Origin of the sequence: Streptomyces sp. NPDC048277 (assembly GCF_040652235.1) — a bacterium.
GTDB lineage: Bacteria > Actinomycetota > Actinomycetes > Streptomycetales > Streptomycetaceae > Streptomyces.
Map to the genome: position 1 here is coordinate 936000 of NZ_JBEZLQ010000001.1, position 17686 is coordinate 953685.

Below are 17686 nucleotides of genomic sequence, written 5' to 3' on the forward strand. Positions count from 1 at the left end.
GGAGTCCCCATGAACATCGACTGGACCGCACTCGGCCAGGTCACCGCGGTGAGCATCGGAGTTACAGTCGCAGTGGTGGTCGTCTTCGCCCTCGGCGTCCTCGGGCTCGCCCGTTACGAGGGAGCCAAGGAGCAGGGCGGCACCAGCGCCGTCGGCGCCGCCCAGGCAGGGCTGTGCCTGCTCGCCTGCGTGGCGGTGGTGGCGTACGGCATCTACCTGATCGTGCCGCAGTTCCACTGAGACACCGACCCACCAAGCCGCTGAGGAGGACTGGATGACGACGCCGGACCTGCTGTCCGACCTGGCCGACCTGAAGGTCGACTACAGCGACCCGGACGACCCCGTACTCATCCGCCCGGACGGATCCCCGATCGACACCTGGCGGGAGAACTACCCGTACGCGCACCGCATGGAGCGCAAGGAGTACGAGTGGCACAAGAGGCTGCAGCAGATCGAGCTGCTGAAGCTGCAGAGCTGGATCAAGGAGACGGGACGCCGGATCGTCATCGTCTTCGAGGGGCGGGACGCGGCCGGCAAGGGCGGCACGATCAAGCGCTTCACGGAGCACCTGAACCCGCGTGGCGCCCGCGTGGTGGCCCTGGAGAAGCCCACGGAACGCGAGAGCGGCCAGTGGTACTTCCAGCGCTACGTCGAGTACCTCCCCACCGCCGGCGAGATCGTGATGTTCGACCGCTCCTGGTACAACCGGGCCGGCGTCGAGCGGGTCATGGGCTTCTGCTCGGACGACCAGTACCGGCGCTTCATGCGCCAGGCACCGCTGTTCGAGCGGATGCTGGTGGACGACGGGGTGGACCTGGTGAAGTTCTGGTTCTCGGTCTCGCAGGGCGAGCAGCGGACCCGCTTCACCATCCGCCAGGTCGACCCGGTACGGCAGTGGAAGCTCAGCCCGATGGATCTCGCCTCGCTGGACCTCTGGGACAACTACACGGCCGCGAAGGTCGCGATGTTCCGCGAGACGGACACCGAGTACGCGCCCTGGACCGTGGTCAAGAGCAACGACAAGAAGCGCGCCCGCGTCGAGGCGATGCGCAGCGTCCTGGCCCGCTTCGACTACGCCGACAAGGACGAGGAGGTCGTCGGCAGCCCCGACCCGCGGGTCGTGGGTGCGGCGGCCGGCCTCCTGGAGGCCGGCGAGGACGACCACGACGGCGGTCACTAGCACCACCACCGAAGGGGCCGGCCGGACAATCCGGCCGGCCCCTTCGCTGCTGCCGGTTTGCTGCTGGAACCGGATGGACACGGCCCGGCACGGTGCCCCAGGATCTTCCGCATGATCCGCGCCGCCACCGAGAACGACATCGCCGAGATCCGTACGATGATCCGCGAACTCGCCGAGTACGAACGGGCCGTCGAGCAGGCCCGGGCCACCGAGGAGCAGCTCCGCGAGGCGCTGTTCGGGGCCCACCCCGCCGCCTACGCCCTGATCGCCGAGGACGACGGCACGGGCGAGGCCGTGGGCTACGCCCTGTGGTTCCCGCGCTTCTCGACCTGGACCGGAACCCGGGGCATGCACCTGGAGGACCTCTACGTACGGCCCCACGCCCGCGGCGGCGGCCACGGCAGGGCGCTGCTCGCCTCCCTCGCCGCACTCTGCCTGCGCAGCGGCTACGAGCGCTTCGAGTGGTGGGTGCTGTCCTGGAACGAGCCGGCGGTCGATTTCTACAAGTCGCTCGGGGTGGAGTTCCTGGACGAGTGGCGCATCTGCCGCCTGACCGGCGAACCGCTCAGGGACCTGGCGGCCTCGCGCTGAACAGACCGCCCCCGGCGCCCCGGCGCCCCCGAAGGCCCACGGCACGCGGCACGCGGCAAAAAAACCGCACCCGGACGGCCGGCGGGCCGGGGTCCGGGTGCGGTTGGGTAAGGCATTCGCAACTCAAACAGTCGCAGATCAGGCCTTCTTGGTCTCCCAGAAGATCCTGTCGATCTCGGCGATGAGCTCCAGGGCCTTCTCACCGGTCTTCGGGTCCGTGGACGCCTTGGCGGCGGACAGGGCCTTCAGAGTGTCGTTGACCAGGACGTGCAGCTCCGGGTACTTCTCGAAGTGCGGGGGCTTGAAGTAGTCGCTCCAGAGCACCGAGACGTGGTGCTTGGCGAGCTCGGCGCGCTGCTCCTTGATGACGGTGGCGCGAGCCTGGAAGTGCGGGTCGTCGTTGGCGGCCATCTTCTCCTGCACGGCCTTCACCGACTCCGCCTCGATGCGGGCCTGGGCCGGGTCGTACACGCCGCAGGGCAGGTCGCAGTGCGCGCTGACCTTGACCTTGGGGGCAAACAGGCGGGAAAGCATGGAGCGTTCCTTCCTCGTGATCGTCTTCTCAGGTGGGACATTACTCCCTGGGAAGCGTGATTTCGCGAGTGCCCCCATGGGCTTAGGACAAAAGTCCAGGGTCAGACTGAGACTGGTGGAGGAACGGACCGGGGAGGTGCCGGGGATGCCGGAGCTGTCGCAGGAGACCGAGCGGGGGAGGGGCGCCGCGCCCTTCGGACTGGCCGAGGTGACCGGCCCGTCCATGGTGCCCACGCTGTACCAGGGGGATCAGCTCCTGGTGCGGTACGGGGCCCGGGTGAGGGCCGGTGATGTCGTCGTCCTGCGCCACCCTTTCCAGCAGGACCTGCTCGTCGTCAAGCGGGCCGTGGAGCTGCGCGAGGGCGGCTGGTGGGTGCTGGGGGACAACCAGTCGGGCAGCAGTGACAGCAATGACTACGGGACCGTGCCGGAGGAGCTGATCCTCGGCCGGGCCCTGTTCCGTTACCGGCCGCGCGCGGCCGGTCAGCGCTCGCCGCTGGCGCTGGTGCGCTGGGCGCTCTCGGCGGCGCGGCCGGTGCTCTCGGACCGTTCGGTCCGGTCGGGCCGTTCCGCCTCCAGGCGTTTGCGGGCCCGGTAGGCGGCCACGTTGGCGCGGGTCGCACAGCGGTCCGAGCAGTAGCGCCGGGAGCGGTTGGTGGACGTGTCGAGGTAGGCGTTGCGGCACGGCGTCGCCTCGCACAGGCCGAGGCGGTCCACGCCGTACTCGGTGAGGTGGAAGGCCAGGCCCATCGCCGCGATCGCCGCGTAGCCGGCGGTGGCGTTGGACGGATGGTCGGCCAGGTGCATGTGCCACAGCGGGCGGCCGTCCTCGTCCCGGAAGTCGTGCCCGGAGATCTGCGGGCTGACCGGGAACTCCAGGAGCAGCGAGTTCAGCAGGTCCACCGCGAGGGTCTCCTCGCCCTTGTCGGCCGCCTCGAAGACCGCGCGCAGCCGGGCCCGCACCGAGCGGAAGCGGGTGAGATCGGCGTCGGTGGCGCGCCGGGCGGCCTGCTGGTTGCCGCCGAAGAGATCGCGGACGGCCTCGACCGAGGTCAGGGAGTCCTTGCCCCGGGCCGGTTCCTCACTGTTGACGAGCCGGACGGCGTAATCCGAGTAATAGGCCAGTTCCACTTGTAGTCCTTACGAGGGCGCTCTATGGTCGGTGGTGCGGTCGGGTAACAGCCGGTCGTGCTTCCAGGGTATTACGGGATATGTGCGGCGGAGGGTTGCCATGACGGACGCACCGACGACCACGACCGGGGCCGACTGGGGTGCCTGGCAGGAGAGCTGGGACCGGCAGCAGGAGTGGTACATGCCGGACCGCGAGGAACGCTTCCGGATCATGCTCGACATGGTCGAGGCCCTCGTCGGCACGGCACCCCGGGTGCTCGATCTCGCCTGCGGCACCGGCAGCATCACCGCCAGGCTGCTCGCACGCTTCCCGGACGCGGTGAGTACCGGCGTCGACCTCGACCCGGCCCTGCTCGCCATCGCCGAGGGCACCTTCGCGGGCGACGACCGGGTCACGTTCGTCACCGCCGACCTCACGGACCCGCGGTGGGCGGCGCGGCTGCCGTACGACTCGTACGACGCCGTCCTGACCGCCACGGCCCTGCACTGGCTGCACAGCGAACCCCTCGCGGCCCTCTACGGTCAGGTCGCGGGACTCGTCCGCGACGGCGGTGTCTTCATGAACGCGGACCACATGATCGACGACGGCACGCCCCGGATCAATGCGGCGGAACGGGCGCTGCGCCATCGCCGGATGGATCAGGCCAAGGAGGCGGGGGCGCTGGACTGGGCCGAGTGGTGGCAACTGGCCGCTCAGGACCCGGTGCTGGCCGGTCCGACGGCCCGCCGGTTCGAGATCTACGGCGAACACGCGGACGGTGACATGCCGTCGCCGGCCTGGCACGCGCGCACACTGCGGGAGAAGGGGTTCGCCGAGGCCCGGCCGGTGTGGTGCTCCCCCTCGGACACGCTGTTGCTCGCACTCAAGTAGGGGTTCACCAGACCTGTTGCCGTGCCGGCACGCGGTACGAGGAAGGGGCGGTACGAGGATGTCGTACCGCCCCTTTCACGTCGTCGTCCGGGCTACAGCACCTTCGACAGGAACGACTTCGTCCGGTCGTGCTGGGGGTTGGTCAGCACGTCGCGCGGGTGGCCGGACTCGACCACCACGCCGTCGTCCATGAAGACCAGGCTGTCGCCGACCTCGCGGGCGAAGCCCATCTCATGGGTGACGACGATCATCGTCATGCCGTCCTCGGCCAGGTCCCGCATCACGTCCAGGACCTCGCCGACCAGCTCCGGGTCGAGCGCGGAGGTCGGCTCGTCGAAGAGCATCAGCTTCGGCTGCATGGCGAGCGCGCGGGCGATCGCGACGCGCTGCTGCTGGCCGCCGGAGAGCTGCGCCGGGTAGTGGCCGGTACGGTCGCCGAGGCCGACCCGGTCGAGCAGGCGCTGCGCCCGCTCCCGGGCCACGGCCTTGGACTCGCCCTTGACCTGGACCGGCGCCTCCATGACGTTCTCCAGGGCCGTCATGTGCGGGAAGAGGTTGAAGCGCTGGAACACCATGCCGATGTCCCGCCGCTGCGCCGCGACCTCCTTCTCCTTCAGCTCGTAGAGCTTGTCGCCGTGCTGGCGGTAGCCGACCAGCTGGCCGTCGACGTAGAGGCGGCCGGCGCTGATCTTCTCCAGATGGTTGATGCACCGCAGGAAGGTCGACTTGCCCGAACCGGACGGGCCGATCAGGCAGAACACCTCGCGCGGGAGCACCTCCAGGTCGATGCCCTTGAGGATGTGCGCAAGCCCGAACGACTTGTGCACACCCTCGGCCTTGACCATCGGGGCGCCGCTGCTGGGCGGGGGGATGTCCTTGGCGAGACCGCTCATCGGGCCACCTCCGGGCGACGGAACGAAGCCCACTGGGACAGGTTCCTGCGCAGGCGCTGCAACGGCGTCGGCGGCAGACTGCGCGAGGAGCCGCGGGCGTAACGGCGCTCGATGTAGTACTGCACGATGCTGAAGATTGTGGTCAGCATCAGGTACCAGATGGACGCCACGAAGTACATCTCGACCACCGCCAGCGAGGTGCTGGAGATGTCCGTGGCGCGCTTGATCAGCTCGTTGAACTGGACCACGTACGCCAGCGACGAGGTCTTCAGCATGTTGATGAACTCGTTGCCGGTCGGCGGCACGATGACCCGCATCGCCTGCGGCAGGATCACCCGGCGCAGGGTCTTGCTCTGGGTCATGCCCAGCGCGTGCGAGGCCTCCGTCTGGCCCTCGTCGACGGACTGGATACCGGCCCGGACGATCTCCGACATGTACGCGGCCTCGTTCAGGCCGAGGCCCAGCAGCGCCGCCAGGAACGGCGTCATCACCTCGTTCATCTCGTTCTTGTAGAACCCCAGGTTGAGGATGGGGAACACGAGCGCGATGTTGTACCAGAGGAGCAGCTGGACCAGGACCGGGGTGCCCCGGAAGAACCAGATGTAGAACCAGGCCACCGTGCTGGTGACCGGGTTCGAGGACATCCGCATGATCGCGAGGATCACGCCCAGGACCAGGCCGAGCAGCATGGCGAGGACCGAGATGTACAGCGTGTGCCAGGCGCCCGACAGGATCGTCCCGTCGGTCAGGTAGTCCGGGACGATGCTGTAGTTGATCTTCGCGTTGGAGAACGCGATGCCGATCAGCACCAGGACGGCGATGACCACCGCGGCGGCCACCCAGCGGCCGTAGTGGCGCACCGGGATGGCCTTGATCTGCTCCGGCGGCACCGAGGGCGCCGGAGTCTTGTCGACCGTGTCAGTCACAGTGACAGCCCTTCATAGACCCGTGTCGGTCTTCAGTCGTGCCCGGGCCGTTCAGGAGCCGCCGTTGATCTTCGCCTCGGTGGCCGCGCCCTGCGTGACGTTCCACTTCTCCAGGATCTTCTGGTAGTCGCCGTTCTTGATGATGGCGGCCACCGCGGCCTGGATCGCGTCGCGCAGCTGGGTGTTCTCCTTGCTGACCGCGATGCCGTACGGGCCGGCCTCGATCTGGTCGCCGACGACCTCGAAGTCCTTGCCGCTGCCGGAGGTCTTGGCGTTGTAGGCGGCCACGGGGAAGTCGTTCAGGTCGGCGACGGAGGCGCCCTGCTTCAGCCGGAGCAGCGCCTCGGGGTCGGTGTCGAAGGTCTGCAGCGTGATGGCCTTCTTGCCGTCCTTCGTACACTTCGTGCTCTGCGCCTTGGCGATGCCCTCGGACGTGGTGCCCTTCTGCAGCGCCACGACCTGGCCGCACAGGTCGTCCAGGGACTTGACGCCCTTGGGGTTGCCCTTCTGGACCAGGATCGAGGTACCGGCGGTGAAGTAGTCGACGAAGTCGACGCCGCTGCCGACCTTCTTGCCGGTGTCGGAGTCGATGCCGTTCTGGCGGTCCTTCGTGTCGTTCATCGCCGACATGATCGCGTCGAAGCGCTTGGCCTGCAGTCCCACGATGAGCTGGTCGAACTTGCCGTTCTGGAACTCGAACTTCACGCCCAGCTGCTTGCCCAGCGCGTCCGCGATGTCCGGGTCGACACCGACGGCCTTGCCGCTCTGCATGTACTCGACCGGCGGATAGGCGATGTCCGAGCCCACCTTGATCACACCGGCCGCGCGGATGTCCGCCGGCAGCTTGCTCGCCAGCGGGGCCGAGGAGGAGGACGAGGACGAGCCGCTGCCGCTGCCCTTGTCCGTGTGGTCACCGCAGCCCGTGAGGAGCAGGGCGCCTGCGACCGCGACCGCACCGAACGCTGCCGTCCTGGAGCGCGCGAGGGTGGTACGACGGGTGGAGCTTGCGGTCATGGTGGGTTCCTCCGGCGGTGGGTTGAACAAGCCGATATACCGATGTGTCTGATATGTCGAAATGCCGATGGGTCGACGGAAACACACACCTTCGGGTGTCGCGACCTCGTGGGTTTACGGCATCCTGCCATTGGGATTGCTCCATTCAGGCGTGCGACCATGTCAAAATCGGATAACGGGTGACCCCCGACACGCGCCAGGTCGAGCCTTCACCGGCCCCTCGCCCCCGCACATCTGCGGGAATCCGACCTTTCGGCCGGAAGATCTTCGGTTCATCTCCGGTTCATCTCGCGATGCCGTCGAGTGCCCTCCACCGGTCACTTCCCCGCTCATCTGTCGGTTACCTACGACATCCGTGATGTGACCTTGCACCTATTCGACTCGTCGCAGGCGCCGTCCGTCCGGTAAGAAGGTTCTTTACACCCCTCATCCGGGGCTCAGGGCGCGTGTGCGGCGCGCCCGTCGCGCAGGTGCTCGTACGTGCCACTCGTACGTATCAGTGATCGGGCCCTGCGCGGTGCCCGCCCACCCCCTCACCGGGAGTGGCCGACCCTCAAACCATGCATACCTAAGGGGTAAGACAAGTGGCAGCGGAGATCGTCAATCCTCGCAGCGACAGCACGTCGGGCAATTCGGACCAGGACGGCGGGGCCGAGCCCCTCGATTCCTTCGATCCGGCGTTCGCGCTGCACCGCGGCGGCAAGATGGCCGTGCAGGCCACCGTGCCGCTCCGTGACAAGGACGACCTTTCCCTCGCGTACACGCCCGGAGTCGCGCGCGTGTGCACCGCGATCGCGGAACAGCCCGAGCTGGTCAACGACTACACATGGAAGTCGTCCGTCGTCGCCGTCGTCACCGACGGCACGGCCGTGCTCGGCCTCGGGGACATCGGCCCCGAGGCCTCCCTCCCCGTGATGGAGGGCAAGGCGATCCTCTTCAAGCAGTTCGGCGGCGTGGACGCGGTCCCGATCGCCCTCGCCTGCACCGGCGTCGACGAGATCGTGGAGACCGTCGTCCGGCTGGCTCCCTCCTTCGGGGGGATCAACCTGGAGGACATCTCGGCCCCGCGGTGCTTCGAGATCGAGCGCAAGCTCCAGGAGCGCGTCGACATCCCGGTCTTCCACGACGACCAGCACGGTACGGCCGTCGTCACGCTGGCGGCGCTGCGGAACGCGGCGCGGCTCAGCCGCCGGGAGATCGGCCAGCTCCGGGCGGTGATCTCGGGCGCCGGCGCGGCCGGGGTCGCCATCGCCAAGATGCTGGTCGAGGCCGGCATCGGAGACGTCGCCCTCGCCGACCGCAAGGGCATCATCTCCGCCGACCGCGACGACCTCACGGACGTCAAGCGCCAGGTCGCCGGGTTCACCAACAAGGCCGGGCTCAAGGGCACCCTGGAGGACGCGCTGGCCGGCGCCGACGTCTTCATCGGCGTCTCCGGCGGTACGGTCCCGGAGGAGGCGGTCGCCTCCATGGCCGACGGAGCCTTCGTCTTCGCGATGGCCAACCCGAACCCCGAGGTGCACCCCGACGTCGCCCACAAGTACGCGGCGGTCGTGGCGACCGGGCGGTCCGACTTCCCGAACCAGATCAACAACGTGCTGGCGTTCCCCGGGATCTTCGCGGGCGCGCTCCAGGTGCGGGCCTCCCGGATCACCGAGGGGATGAAGATCGCGGCGGCGGAGGCGCTGGCGGCGGTCGTCGGCGACGATCTCGCCGCGGACTATGTCATCCCGTCGCCCTTCGACGAGCGGGTCGCTCCCGCGGTGACCGCGGCGGTTGCGGCTGCCGCGCGGGCCGAGGGCGTTGCTCGCCGGTGACTTCGATGGCCCCGTCCTTTTTGGGCGGGGCCATTTCTTTGCCCACCGGCCCGCCCGATCGGGTGCTTGCGGGGTGACCGTCGACCTGGGGGCCGTGGGCACCTGCGGGTCGGTGGGGGCTGGGCGCGCCCACGCGGCGGAGCCGCATATTTGTACAGCCCCGCGCCCCTTTCGGGGCGCTGAGTGCGGGGCGCTGTGCGCAAGAGGGGATGTGTCACAGGGGTCTCCGGTTTCGCCCTCGGCCCGGGGAACCTATCGTCGGCCCTATGTTCGCCGTCTACGCCGCCCGAATCGACCGCGACCAGCCGCTCTCCGGACTTGAGTTGGGGGACCGTCCCGCCCCCGCGGCCCGGCCCGGCTGGAGCACCGTCGATGTCAGGGCCGCCTCCCTCAACCACCACGACCTCTGGTCCCTGCGCGGGGTCGGCCTCCCCGAGGGCCGGCTGCCGATGATCCTCGGCTGTGACGCCGCCGGCGTCGACGCGGACGGCAACGAGGTCGTCCTGCACTCCGTGATCGGCCAGAGCGGCCACGGCGTCGGCCCCGACGAGCCCCGGTCCATCCTCACCGAGCGCTACCAGGGCACCTTCGCCGAGCAGGTCGCCGTACCCACCTGGAACATCCTGCCCAAGCCCAGGGAACTCTCCTTCGCGGAGGCCGCCTGTCTGCCCACCGCCTGGCTGACGGCGTACCGGATGCTCTTCACCAACGCGGGCGTACGTCCCGGCGACTCCGTCCTCGTGCAGGGCGCGGGCGGCGGTGTCGCCACGGCCGCGATCGTGCTCGGCAAGGCCGCGGGGCTGCGGGTCTTCGCCACCAGCCGGGACGAGGCGAAGCGCAAGCGGGCCCTGGAGCTGGGCGCCGTGGAGGCGGTGGAGCCGGGAGCCCGGCTGCCGCAGCGCGTGGACGCCGTCATCGAGACCGTCGGCGCCGCCACCTGGTCCCACTCGGTGAAGTCGCTGCGGCCCGGCGGCACCATCGTCATCTCCGGCGCCACCAGCGGCGACCGGCCCTCGCACGCCGAGCTGACCCGGATCTTCTTCCTCGAACTGAAGGTCGTCGGCTCGACCATGGGCACCAAGGACGAGCTGGAGGACCTGCTCTCCTTCTGCGCCGCGACCGGTGTACGCCCCGTCATCGACGAACTGCTCCCGCTCGACCGCGCCCGCGAGGGCTTCGAACGGCTGGAGTCCGGCGACCAGTTCGGGAAGATCGTGCTCACCACCTCCTGAACGGGAGAAGGAGGGCGGGCCCGCTCGGTGTCCGGGCCCGCCTTCGTGTGCCGGTGCTCAGGGCTTCGCGTTGCGCAGCAGCGCCCCGATGCGGGCCGCCGCCGTCGACAGGTGGCGGCGGGCGTCGTGGAGTTGGTCCGGGGTGACTCCGTGGTCGCGGGCCGCGTCGCGGATGTCGTCGCGGAAGCGGTCCAGGAGCCGGTCGAGATCGCGGGCCGGGTCTCCGGTGTCGGTCTCGTCGCCGTGCGCCCACGCCGGGGTGAACTGTGCCGGGAAGTCCTCCGGGGTGTCCGAGTACTCCGGTGCCGGTGCCGACTTGCGCAGGTCCGGTCCGGCTCCGGGCTCCGGCTCGGTACGGCCGCCGAAGCCGAACTCCCGGCCGACGTCCTTGCCGAACTCCTTGCCGTAGTCCTTCCCGAACTCGCCGAACTCCTTGGCGAGTTCGCTGAGGCCCTCGCGGACCCCCGTCGGCCAGTCGCCGCGCGAGAAGTGGTCCTGGACGTGCTCCTGCACCCGGCGCGCTATGCGCTGCATCTCCTCCTGGGCCTGGGCCCGCGCCCGTGCCTGGGCCTCCTGGGCCTGCCGGCGGGCCCGCTGGGCCTCGTCACGTGCCCGGCGGCTCTCGTCCTTGGCGCGGCGGGCCTGCTCCTTCCACTCCTGCTTGACCCGGCGCATCTCCTCCTTGGCGACCCGCCATGACTCCTTGTCGCCGAGGTCGCCGAACTCCCCGGCCCCGGCGCCGGCCCCGGCACCGGCGCCGCGCCGGGCCTCGGTGGCGGCCGCCCGCACCTCGCGCCGCAGATCGCCGGCCGCGCCGCGCACGTCGGCCCTTATCTCGGCGGCCAGTTCGGCCACCGACTCACGGATCTCCAGCTCCAGGTCGGCCAACTCGCCGCTGCGGTCCGCCAGTTCGGCGCGGCCCGCGTCCGTGATGGCGTAGACCTTGCGGCCGCCCTCGGTGGTGTGCGTGACCAGGCCCTCGGCCTCCAGCTTGGCCAGGCGGGGGTAGACGGTGCCCGCCGACGGGGCGTACAGGCCCTGGAAGCGCTCCTCGAGCAGCCGGATCACCTCGTAGCCGTGCCGCGGGGCCTCGTCCAGCAGCTTGAGCAGGTAGAGGCGGAGGCGGCCATGGGCGAAGACGGGAGGCATGTCAGAGCACCTTCTTGTCGGTCGTACCGTCGGCCGGGGCCGCGTCGGCATTGTCTCCCGGCTCGCTGTGCGGCCCGGCGTCGGTGGGCGGCTCGGCCTCCCAGGCCGTCTTCTCGTCGTCGTCCTCCTTGGGCGGGCGGCGCAGCAGGGCGATGGAGCCGGAGACGGTGGTGGCGCGCAGCTTGCCGTTGCCCGCGCCGAGACGGCCGGTGATCTTGTGGGCGCCCCACTGGCCGTGCACCCGCAGTCCGTCGAAGGCGTTGGAGATCGTGCCGCTCGCGGTGTTGGCCTCGACCTCGGCGTCGGCCGGGTGCGGCAGCCGGATGGCGATCTCGCCGGAGACACTGGTCAGCCTGACGTCGGTCGGTCCGTCCGGGTCCAGGTCGATGATCATGGAGCCGCTGACCGAGTCGGCGCGGACGGCGGAGCCCGAGCCCTCGACGACGGTCAGGTCGCCGGAGACGGAGTTGAACCGCAGATCGCCGGTGACGGCCTGGGCCTCCAGGTTCCCGGACACGGTGTCGGCGCGGACCTCGCCGGAGAGGCCGACCAGGGTGGTGTCGCCGGTGACGCCCTTGACCACCGAGGTGCCGCTGATTCCCGAGACGACCGCGGCGGCGCCGACCACGCCCACCTCCACGCGGGTGTCCGCGGGGACGGCGAGCGAGACGACCGCGCTGCGGCGCCAGCCCTTGCGGTCGAGCCACTTGAGGAAGCCCTTCCAGGGCAGGTCCTCGTAGGCCACGGTGAGGGTGCCGCCCTCGCACGTGACGATCAGGGGCGGCCCCTCGATCTCGGAGACTTCCAGACGGGCGGAACCCTCGTCCGTGCCCACGACGTTGACTGTTCCGTTGACGATGCGGACGTGCAGATCGCTCACGGCGGTGTCGAAGTCGAGCTTGCTGGGCTTGGCGACGGACCACTCGGACTTGGACATGGTGCGGACCTCCCTCGACGGGGCATGGCATGGCGGCTGGACAGGGACGCGCATGCACGGTTCGCGCCATATCGCGTCTTCCGTGAAACACGATATATCGCGGCTGTCGGAAGTCAAGACACTCTTCCGTGTGATGGGTTGGGTCGAGACTTGACTTCGGCAGGGGTTGTTGGGGTGCATATCGGGCGATAAGCGGATGAATTGCTTAGCGTGTGTCCATGTCGACGGACGAATCCCCTGCCGCCGGGGGTGCCCTGCTGCTCTGCCGGGCCGCCCCCGAAGCCGTCGCCCCGCTCGCCCCGCTCCTGAGGGAACGGATGCTGCTGACCGGGGCCGGCGAGTGGAGTGTGCTGGTCCCCGAGGGCTCACCGTGGCTGCGCGGGAGCGAGCCCGTCGACCGGGTCCTCGGCGGCTGGGCCGCCGCGCTCGCCGTGGGTTCCGCGTGGCCCGTGCTCGCGCTGTGGTGGGACGCCGACCGCGCCGGCTGCACCCTCGCCTCCGGCTTCCGCCGCCCGGTCGGCTACGTCTGGCTCGCCGACGGCACGCCGGCGGGGGAGAGCGGGGCGATGCACACGATCGCGGCGCGGCTCGGGCTGGATCCCGTGCTGGACGTGCGGCTCCTCGACCGGCTGACCGCGCCGGACCCGGCGGCCGACGCACGCGCGCGCCTGCGGGGGCTGATCGCGGTCCTCGCGCGGGCGGGGGTGGAGCTGCCCGAGGGACTCGACGCCGGCGATCCGGCCCACCGCCTCCTGCGCGTGATGGCTGACGCGAGGCGGGTCGGGGGCGCTGGCCCCGACGTGGCCGAGGGAGGGATGCCGAGGGCCCACCGGCTGGCCCTGGCCGAGGTGGCCGTGGGGGTGCCGGTGGCGGCGTGGGGGGTGCGGCGGCGCAGGGTGGGGTGGGCCGCGGTGGGGATGGTGCTGATGGCGCACGGGGGGCTGGAGCTGTCGTACGAGACGGTGTTCCCGCGTGATTGATGGACCGCGGGTTGCGCGTCGTCCTTCGGCTGCGGGCCGGTGGGGGCTGGTCGCGCAGTTCCCCGCGCCCCTGAGGGGCACGCTGTCCCTCGGGGCGCTCGAAAAGCCCCCTGCTCCTCCGCCCTTACTCCTCGTCCTCGTCGTCCAGTCGTGCCAGCCAGGTCGCCAGTCGCTCCACCGGGACCTCGAAGTCGGGGTTCAGGTCGACGAACGTGCGGAGCTGTTCCGCGAGCCACTCGAAGGTGATCTCTTCCTCGCCGCGCCGCTTCTCCAGTTCCTCGATGCCTCGGTCGGTGAAGTACATGGGGTGCTCTCCTGCGTACAAGTGTGGATGCCCGGTGATGGGCGCCTACCAGCCTAGGCGGACGACAAAGGTCTGCCGTCGGTGAAGGGTAGGGCCCGTCTCGGGAGGGAAGGAGTCTTTCCCCGTGGGACGGAAACGGCGATGTCTTCCCGTGCGGGAAGGGCGGGAAACCAGGAACGGTACGGCGTAGGGAGCACACGGGGCTCGGGGGAACGGGGGAGCGGAATGGAGCAGGACGCTACGCGGATAGCGCGGGTGCGGTTGCCGGACGGTACGCCTGTGTGGGCGCGGATCTCGGGGGCCGAGGAACTGACCGCGCCGACAGGGGAGTTGTCGTACACGGACACCGGGCTCGCCGAGCGGGTGGAGGCGAGCGTCGAGAGTCTGCACTCGCTGGTGGGCGGGGTCGCGCGGTCGCTCGCCGAGCCGCTGCGCGCGGTGCGGCCCGACGAGGTGAGCGTCGAGTTCGGGATCGAGCTGACCGCGAAGGCCGGGAAGGTCGTGGGGCTGCTCGCGGACGGGGAGGCGAAGGCCGCGATCACGGTGACGCTGACCTGGCACGGGGGCGGCCCGCCCGATCCGGACGCCGGCCACGACGGTGCCCCGGCCGCGCGCGCGGGCGCATCCGGCGGCGCCCCGGTGCACGGGGGCGCCCAGGGCCCGGCAGCCGGGGGCGCGGAATGACGGAAGGGCACGACGGGGGCGCATCCGGCGGCTGGGACCCGGCCCACCATGCGCTGCGTGAACTCGTGATGGCGGCCACCGTGCGCATTCATCGCACAGGTGTCGGGTATGCCCCGGACGAGTCCGGAGAGTTTTTGGGAAGTGGCTTCTTCATCGCACCGAACTGGGTGCTGACCTGCGCCCATGTGGTCGACGGCGGGGAGGGGGGCGAGGTCACCGTGGTCTACCAGCCCGGTCCTTTCGACGAGCCCTCCGCCGTGCCCGGCAAGGTCGCGGCGACCCTCCCGGAGCAGGTCGACCGGCCCGTCCGGGGCGGCTGGCCCGCGCCCGACCTGGCGCTCGTCCGGCTGCGTGAGCCCGTCGACCACGAGTGTGTGTACGTCTCCGAGCGGCCGATGCCGCACTACACCGAGGGGCGGGTGTTCTACGCCGGCTGGGCCCCCTTCCAGGGGCAGCCGCAGCCGCACGACGGCTTTCTGACCGTGCACGGCACCATCGGCGGCTGGTCGGCGGGCGCCCAGATGCGCCTCGGGGAGAACGACCTGCCGCTCGGCGTCTCCGGCGGGCCCGTGATCGATCCGGTGCGCGGCGAGGTCGTCGGCGTGCTGAAGTCCCGCGCGGACCACGGATCGGGCGGGACCTCGATCGGGATCGAGCGGCTGCGCACCCTGCCGGTGGCGCCGGGCGACCGGCGGCACGACCTGTACCGGCACGGCCTGCGCCATCACGACCCGTACCAGCACGACCTCTACCAGGCCGTCTTCCACGCCCACGACCGCTACCACCGCGACCGCCAGCAGCCCACCGACTCCGGGCGCCCCACCTGGACCGACCTCCAGGCCGAACGCGGGGTCCGGCCGGGCCGGACGCTGAGCCCGGACGAGCGCGCCGAACTGCTCGGCCGGCTCGCCGATCTGCCGCCGCCGGACAGCACCCGCGGGCTGCTCGACATCCTCCACTCGCTGCCGGGCTTCCGGCTGCCGACCCTGTCGCCCGCACCGCGCGGCTGGCGCGACGGACTCGGCGCGCTGTACGAGAACGCGCGGCACGACGGCGCGCTCCGGCTCGTCGTCGAGTACGCGATGCGGGTCATGACCGCCGAGCGCCCGGCCACCCCCTTCGTACTCGACGCCGAACAAGCCCTGTGGGAGTGGATCAAGCAGCTCGCGACCCGGCTGGACAGCGACACCCGCAGCGACCTCGCCCGTAGACGCGCCCAGCACCACGGCGACCGGCGGCGCGAACGGGTCGACCGCGACCGGGGCGACCGTGACCGGGGCGACCGTGACCGGGGCGACCGTGACCGGGGCGACCGCGAACGGGCTGGCAGCGACCGTGCCGGCCGCGACCGTGCCGAGCACCGGACCGCGGGCGCCGCGGCGGAGTCGGCCCTGGCGCATTCGCGCGCCACCGCCCCGGACCGGTCCGTTCCGCCGCCCTCCACCTCCCTCTCCGTCCTGCTCGAAGTGGAGCATCTGGCCTGGAACCGCGGCCACTGCGACTGGTCGGTCGCGGTGGCCGGGCCCGAGGGCGGGGCGACCCCGCTGAGCGGAGGGCAGGACGCCCCGCTCGACGACCTCGCCGGCCGCGTCGCCGAGTCGCTCGCCGAGGCGTTCCGGCGCTGTGACGAGCCCGGCCGGCCGGTCCCGCTGCACGCCGCGCTGCCGCATCTGCTGCTCGACCTGCCGGTGGACGAGTGGCGGCTGCGGCCCGGCGCCGAGCCGCTGGGCGCCGAACGGCCGGTCGTGATCCGTTGCAAGGACCGCGACCAGCTGCCCGCGGAGGACGGCGGGTACGGCGGTGAACTCCCCGGCGACGACGAGGAGTCCGACCGCCGCGACCGCTGGCACCGGGTGCACGACCGGCGTGACCGGCCGGACGCCAGCGCCAGGGCCGAGATACTGGACTGCGACGACGCGGTGCGCCGGCCCGTGTCGGACGTGGGGGTGTTGCGCCTCCTCGCGCCCGGGACCGTCCCGGTGCTGTGCCGCCAGGGCGACCAGCGCTACCCGGACGACGCCACCGCACTCGGGCGGATCGTCCGGGCGGGGTACGGCGTGGTGCTGTGGCGCCGCTGGAGACGCCAGACCGACTCCGTGTGCGGGGAGTTCCACCGGGGAGCCAGGATGACCGTCTACGACGCGGCCGGCGCCGGGGCACTGCCCGAATTGGTGTACGGATTGCGCAAACAGGTGCGCGAGGGGCTCACGGAGGCGTTCTGGGCCCAGGACATCGCTCTCCTGTACGACGACCCGCACCAACCCCTGCCCGGTACGGGCGACTTGCTGGAGGCACCGTGAACTCCGCGCCATGAACTCACGCGCCCTGTGTGAGGCCCTTACACGGGCTGCTGAAGGTCGATAACGTGAAGCACGTTCGACGGCTGCCGTGGGGACGGGACGGACGAGTGACGACGAGGACCGGACATGACCGAATCCAGTGAGTGGCTCATCTACCGAGGCGCCGGGGAACCCCACGATGGCATGAACAGGCTGCCCCCGCCGCCCCCTTGGCGGGACTTCTCCGGCCGGGACACGGCCGACGGCTCCCAGAACCGCAGGCTCGGCGCGCACCGGCACCTGGCCGAGCTGCACCGGCCCGGCGCCGAGGAGCTGGAGATGATCAACGCGGCGCTGTATCTGCGCCGCCCGCTCCTCGTCACCGGCAGCCCCGGCGCGGGCAAGAGCACACTGGCGCACTCGGTGGCGTACGAGCTGGGCCTGGGTGACGTACTGCGCTGGTCCATCGTCAGCCGCTCCACGCTCGGTGACGGTCTGTACGACTACGACGCCATCGCGCGCCTCCAGGACGTGCAGATCGCCGCGCAGGGGGGCTACGGCGCGGCGGGCGGCAACCCGGGGGCCGTCGAGGCGATCGGCAGCTACATCCGCCTCGGCCCGCTCGGCACCGCCCTCCTCCCCTCCGACACGCCCCGCGTCCTGCTGATCGACGAGCTCGACAAGAGCGACATCGACCTGCCCAACGACCTCCTGAACGTGCTGGAGGAGGGCGAGTTCGAGATACCCGAGCTGCAGCGGATCGCCGACCGGCTGCCGGACGGCGAGGCCGAGGTGCTCACCGCCGACGGCACGAAGGTCCGGGTCCGGGACGGCCGGGTGCGCTGCCGGGCCTTCCCGTTCGTGGTCCTCACCAGCAACGGCGAGCGGGACTTCCCGGCCCCGCTGATGCGCCGTTGCATCCACCTCCAGCTGGACCGCCCGGACCACAACCGGCTCGCCACGTTCGTCCGCGCCCACCTCGGCGACGAGGCGGCCCGCGCGGGCGACGACCTGATCAACCGCTTCCTTGAGCGCTCCCGCAGCGAACTCCTCGCCACCGACCAGTTGCTGAACGCGATCTACCTGACCGACGCGGCCGCCCCGCCCAGCCGCGACCGCCTCGCCGACCTGCTCATCCAGCGACTCGACCGCCCGAGGTGAGCC

Annotated in this window: 19 protein-coding genes; 11 read left to right on the plus strand and 8 right to left on the minus strand. The window is 70.9% G+C overall.

The genetic code is table 11. The features are described from left to right. Window positions 1-9 precede the first annotated feature (9 nt). The 3 genes from AB0D85_RS04400 to AB0D85_RS04410 all read left to right on the plus strand — a co-directional run bounded on the left by AB0D85_RS04400 (window position 10) and on the right by AB0D85_RS04410 (window position 1771). Window positions 10-240 (plus strand): hypothetical protein, encoded by a 231-nt coding sequence (locus AB0D85_RS04400; protein WP_362313232.1) that lies wholly within the window; start codon window positions 10-12, stop codon window positions 238-240. A gap of 34 nt (window positions 241-274) precedes the next feature. Next, the gene (gene ppk2, locus AB0D85_RS04405) at window positions 275-1180 is read left to right on the plus strand and encodes a polyphosphate kinase 2 (protein ID WP_362313235.1); all 906 of its coding nucleotides are present in this window, start codon (window positions 275-277) and stop codon (window positions 1178-1180) included. 111 nt (window positions 1181-1291) lie between these two features. Then, on the plus strand, window positions 1292-1771 hold the full coding sequence (locus AB0D85_RS04410) for a GNAT family N-acetyltransferase (RefSeq protein ID WP_362313238.1): 480 nt from the start codon (window positions 1292-1294) through the stop codon (window positions 1769-1771). Between the two features lie 138 nt (window positions 1772-1909). Here AB0D85_RS04410 and sodN read toward each other — a convergent pair whose 3' ends face one another. Beyond that, a complete protein-coding gene (gene sodN / locus AB0D85_RS04415; protein WP_093780820.1) occupies window positions 1910-2305 on the minus strand; it encodes a superoxide dismutase, Ni in 396 nt (131 codons plus the stop codon). A 145-nt stretch (window positions 2306-2450) separates the two neighbouring features. Here sodN and sodX point away from each other — a divergent pair, with 145 nt between their 5' ends. After that, a complete protein-coding gene (sodX, locus tag AB0D85_RS04420; protein ID WP_362313519.1) occupies window positions 2451-2903 on the plus strand; it encodes a nickel-type superoxide dismutase maturation protease in 453 nt (150 codons plus the stop codon). On the opposite strand, the gene AB0D85_RS04425 is transcribed toward sodX, so the two are convergent. Then, window positions 2789-3436 (minus strand): CGNR zinc finger domain-containing protein, encoded by a 648-nt coding sequence (locus tag AB0D85_RS04425; RefSeq protein ID WP_362313242.1) that lies wholly within the window; start codon window positions 3434-3436, stop codon window positions 2789-2791. The two genes, sodX and AB0D85_RS04425, sit on opposite strands and share 115 nt — an antisense overlap. Before the next feature lie 100 nt (window positions 3437-3536). On the opposite strand from AB0D85_RS04425, the gene AB0D85_RS04430 reads away from it, so the two are divergent. Continuing rightward, window positions 3537-4307, plus strand: a complete 771-nt coding sequence (locus tag AB0D85_RS04430) for a class I SAM-dependent methyltransferase (RefSeq protein WP_362313245.1) — start codon at window positions 3537-3539, stop codon at window positions 4305-4307. 92 nt (window positions 4308-4399) lie between these two features. Here the strand turns inward: AB0D85_RS04430 and AB0D85_RS04435 are convergent, their stop codons facing one another. Genes AB0D85_RS04435 through AB0D85_RS04445 form a run of 3 tightly spaced genes read right to left on the minus strand, consistent with a single transcriptional unit; the run spans window position 4400 to window position 7140 of the window. Continuing rightward, window positions 4400-5200: an amino acid ABC transporter ATP-binding protein gene (locus AB0D85_RS04435; RefSeq protein ID WP_362313248.1), complete on the minus strand. Its 801-nt coding sequence runs from the start codon at window positions 5198-5200 to the stop codon at window positions 4400-4402. Next, entirely contained in the window at window positions 5197-6126 is a 930-nt protein-coding gene (locus AB0D85_RS04440; protein ID WP_362313251.1) for an amino acid ABC transporter permease, read from the minus strand. The genes AB0D85_RS04435 and AB0D85_RS04440 overlap by 4 nt, the downstream gene beginning before the upstream one ends. 51 nt (window positions 6127-6177) lie before the next feature. Then, complete coding sequence (locus AB0D85_RS04445; RefSeq protein WP_362313254.1) at window positions 6178-7140, minus strand: ABC transporter substrate-binding protein; 963 nt, start codon at window positions 7138-7140, stop codon at window positions 6178-6180. Window positions 7141-7724: 584 nt separating this feature from the next. Here AB0D85_RS04445 and AB0D85_RS04450 point away from each other — a divergent pair. Next, on the plus strand, window positions 7725-8957 hold the full coding sequence (locus tag AB0D85_RS04450; protein ID WP_362313257.1) for an NADP-dependent malic enzyme: 1233 nt from the start codon (window positions 7725-7727) through the stop codon (window positions 8955-8957). 266 nt (window positions 8958-9223) lie between these two features. Next, the gene (locus AB0D85_RS04455) at window positions 9224-10189 is read left to right on the plus strand and encodes a zinc-binding dehydrogenase (RefSeq protein ID WP_362313260.1); all 966 of its coding nucleotides are present in this window, start codon (window positions 9224-9226) and stop codon (window positions 10187-10189) included. Between the two features lie 57 nt (window positions 10190-10246). Here the strand turns inward: AB0D85_RS04455 and AB0D85_RS04460 are convergent, their stop codons facing one another. Together AB0D85_RS04460 and AB0D85_RS04465 are read right to left on the minus strand one after the other, a co-directional pair. After that, complete coding sequence (locus tag AB0D85_RS04460) at window positions 10247-11338, minus strand: PadR family transcriptional regulator (protein WP_362313262.1); 1092 nt, start codon at window positions 11336-11338, stop codon at window positions 10247-10249. 1 nt (window position 11339) lies between these two features. Further along, window positions 11340-12275 (minus strand): hypothetical protein, encoded by a 936-nt coding sequence (locus AB0D85_RS04465; protein WP_362313265.1) that lies wholly within the window; start codon window positions 12273-12275, stop codon window positions 11340-11342. 218 nt (window positions 12276-12493) lie between these two features. On the opposite strand from AB0D85_RS04465, the gene AB0D85_RS04470 reads away from it, so the two are divergent. Beyond that, on the plus strand, window positions 12494-13255 hold the full coding sequence (locus AB0D85_RS04470; RefSeq protein WP_362313268.1) for a hypothetical protein: 762 nt from the start codon (window positions 12494-12496) through the stop codon (window positions 13253-13255). Between the two features lie 124 nt (window positions 13256-13379). On the opposite strand, the gene AB0D85_RS04475 is transcribed toward AB0D85_RS04470, so the two are convergent. Continuing rightward, on the minus strand, window positions 13380-13559 hold the full coding sequence (locus tag AB0D85_RS04475; RefSeq protein ID WP_152776632.1) for a DUF6104 family protein: 180 nt from the start codon (window positions 13557-13559) through the stop codon (window positions 13380-13382). Window positions 13560-13784: 225 nt separating this feature from the next. On the opposite strand from AB0D85_RS04475, the gene AB0D85_RS04480 reads away from it, so the two are divergent. From AB0D85_RS04480 to AB0D85_RS04490, 3 genes are all read left to right on the plus strand, one after another. Beyond that, the gene (locus AB0D85_RS04480; RefSeq protein ID WP_362313271.1) at window positions 13785-14243 is read left to right on the plus strand and encodes a CU044_2847 family protein; all 459 of its coding nucleotides are present in this window, start codon (window positions 13785-13787) and stop codon (window positions 14241-14243) included. Further along, complete coding sequence (locus AB0D85_RS04485; RefSeq protein WP_362313274.1) at window positions 14240-16543, plus strand: trypsin-like peptidase domain-containing protein; 2304 nt, start codon at window positions 14240-14242, stop codon at window positions 16541-16543. Before AB0D85_RS04480 ends, AB0D85_RS04485 begins: the two co-directional genes overlap by 4 nt. A gap of 126 nt (window positions 16544-16669) precedes the next feature. Then, window positions 16670-17683, plus strand: coding sequence for a MoxR family ATPase (locus AB0D85_RS04490; RefSeq protein WP_362313276.1), 1014 nt, complete (start codon window positions 16670-16672; stop codon window positions 17681-17683). The last annotated feature ends 3 nt before the right edge of the window (window positions 17684-17686 follow it).

Coding starts and splice junctions, on each gene's coding strand:
- AB0D85_RS04400 (WP_362313232.1), top strand. CDS start 10: ATGAACATCGACTGGACCGCACTCGGCCAGGTCACCGCGGTGAGCATC.
- ppk2 (WP_362313235.1), top strand. CDS start 275: ATGACGACGCCGGACCTGCTGTCCGACCTGGCCGACCTGAAGGTCGAC.
- AB0D85_RS04410 (WP_362313238.1), top strand. CDS start 1,292: ATGATCCGCGCCGCCACCGAGAACGACATCGCCGAGATCCGTACGATG.
- sodN (WP_093780820.1), bottom strand. CDS start 2,305: ATGCTTTCCCGCCTGTTTGCCCCCAAGGTCAAGGTCAGCGCGCACTGC.
- sodX (WP_362313519.1), top strand. CDS start 2,451: ATGCCGGAGCTGTCGCAGGAGACCGAGCGGGGGAGGGGCGCCGCGCCC.
- AB0D85_RS04430 (WP_362313245.1), top strand. CDS start 3,537: ATGACGGACGCACCGACGACCACGACCGGGGCCGACTGGGGTGCCTGG.
- AB0D85_RS04435 (WP_362313248.1), bottom strand. CDS start 5,200: ATGAGCGGTCTCGCCAAGGACATCCCCCCGCCCAGCAGCGGCGCCCCG.
- AB0D85_RS04445 (WP_362313254.1), bottom strand. CDS start 7,140: ATGACCGCAAGCTCCACCCGTCGTACCACCCTCGCGCGCTCCAGGACG.
- AB0D85_RS04455 (WP_362313260.1), top strand. CDS start 9,224: ATGTTCGCCGTCTACGCCGCCCGAATCGACCGCGACCAGCCGCTCTCC.
- AB0D85_RS04460 (WP_362313262.1), bottom strand. CDS start 11,338: ATGCCTCCCGTCTTCGCCCATGGCCGCCTCCGCCTCTACCTGCTCAAG.
- AB0D85_RS04465 (WP_362313265.1), bottom strand. CDS start 12,275: ATGTCCAAGTCCGAGTGGTCCGTCGCCAAGCCCAGCAAGCTCGACTTC.
- AB0D85_RS04470 (WP_362313268.1), top strand. CDS start 12,494: ATGTCGACGGACGAATCCCCTGCCGCCGGGGGTGCCCTGCTGCTCTGC.
- AB0D85_RS04475 (WP_152776632.1), bottom strand. CDS start 13,559: ATGTACTTCACCGACCGAGGCATCGAGGAACTGGAGAAGCGGCGCGGC.
- AB0D85_RS04480 (WP_362313271.1), top strand. CDS start 13,785: ATGGAGCAGGACGCTACGCGGATAGCGCGGGTGCGGTTGCCGGACGGT.
- AB0D85_RS04485 (WP_362313274.1), top strand. CDS start 14,240: ATGACGGAAGGGCACGACGGGGGCGCATCCGGCGGCTGGGACCCGGCC.
- AB0D85_RS04490 (WP_362313276.1), top strand. CDS start 16,670: ATGACCGAATCCAGTGAGTGGCTCATCTACCGAGGCGCCGGGGAACCC.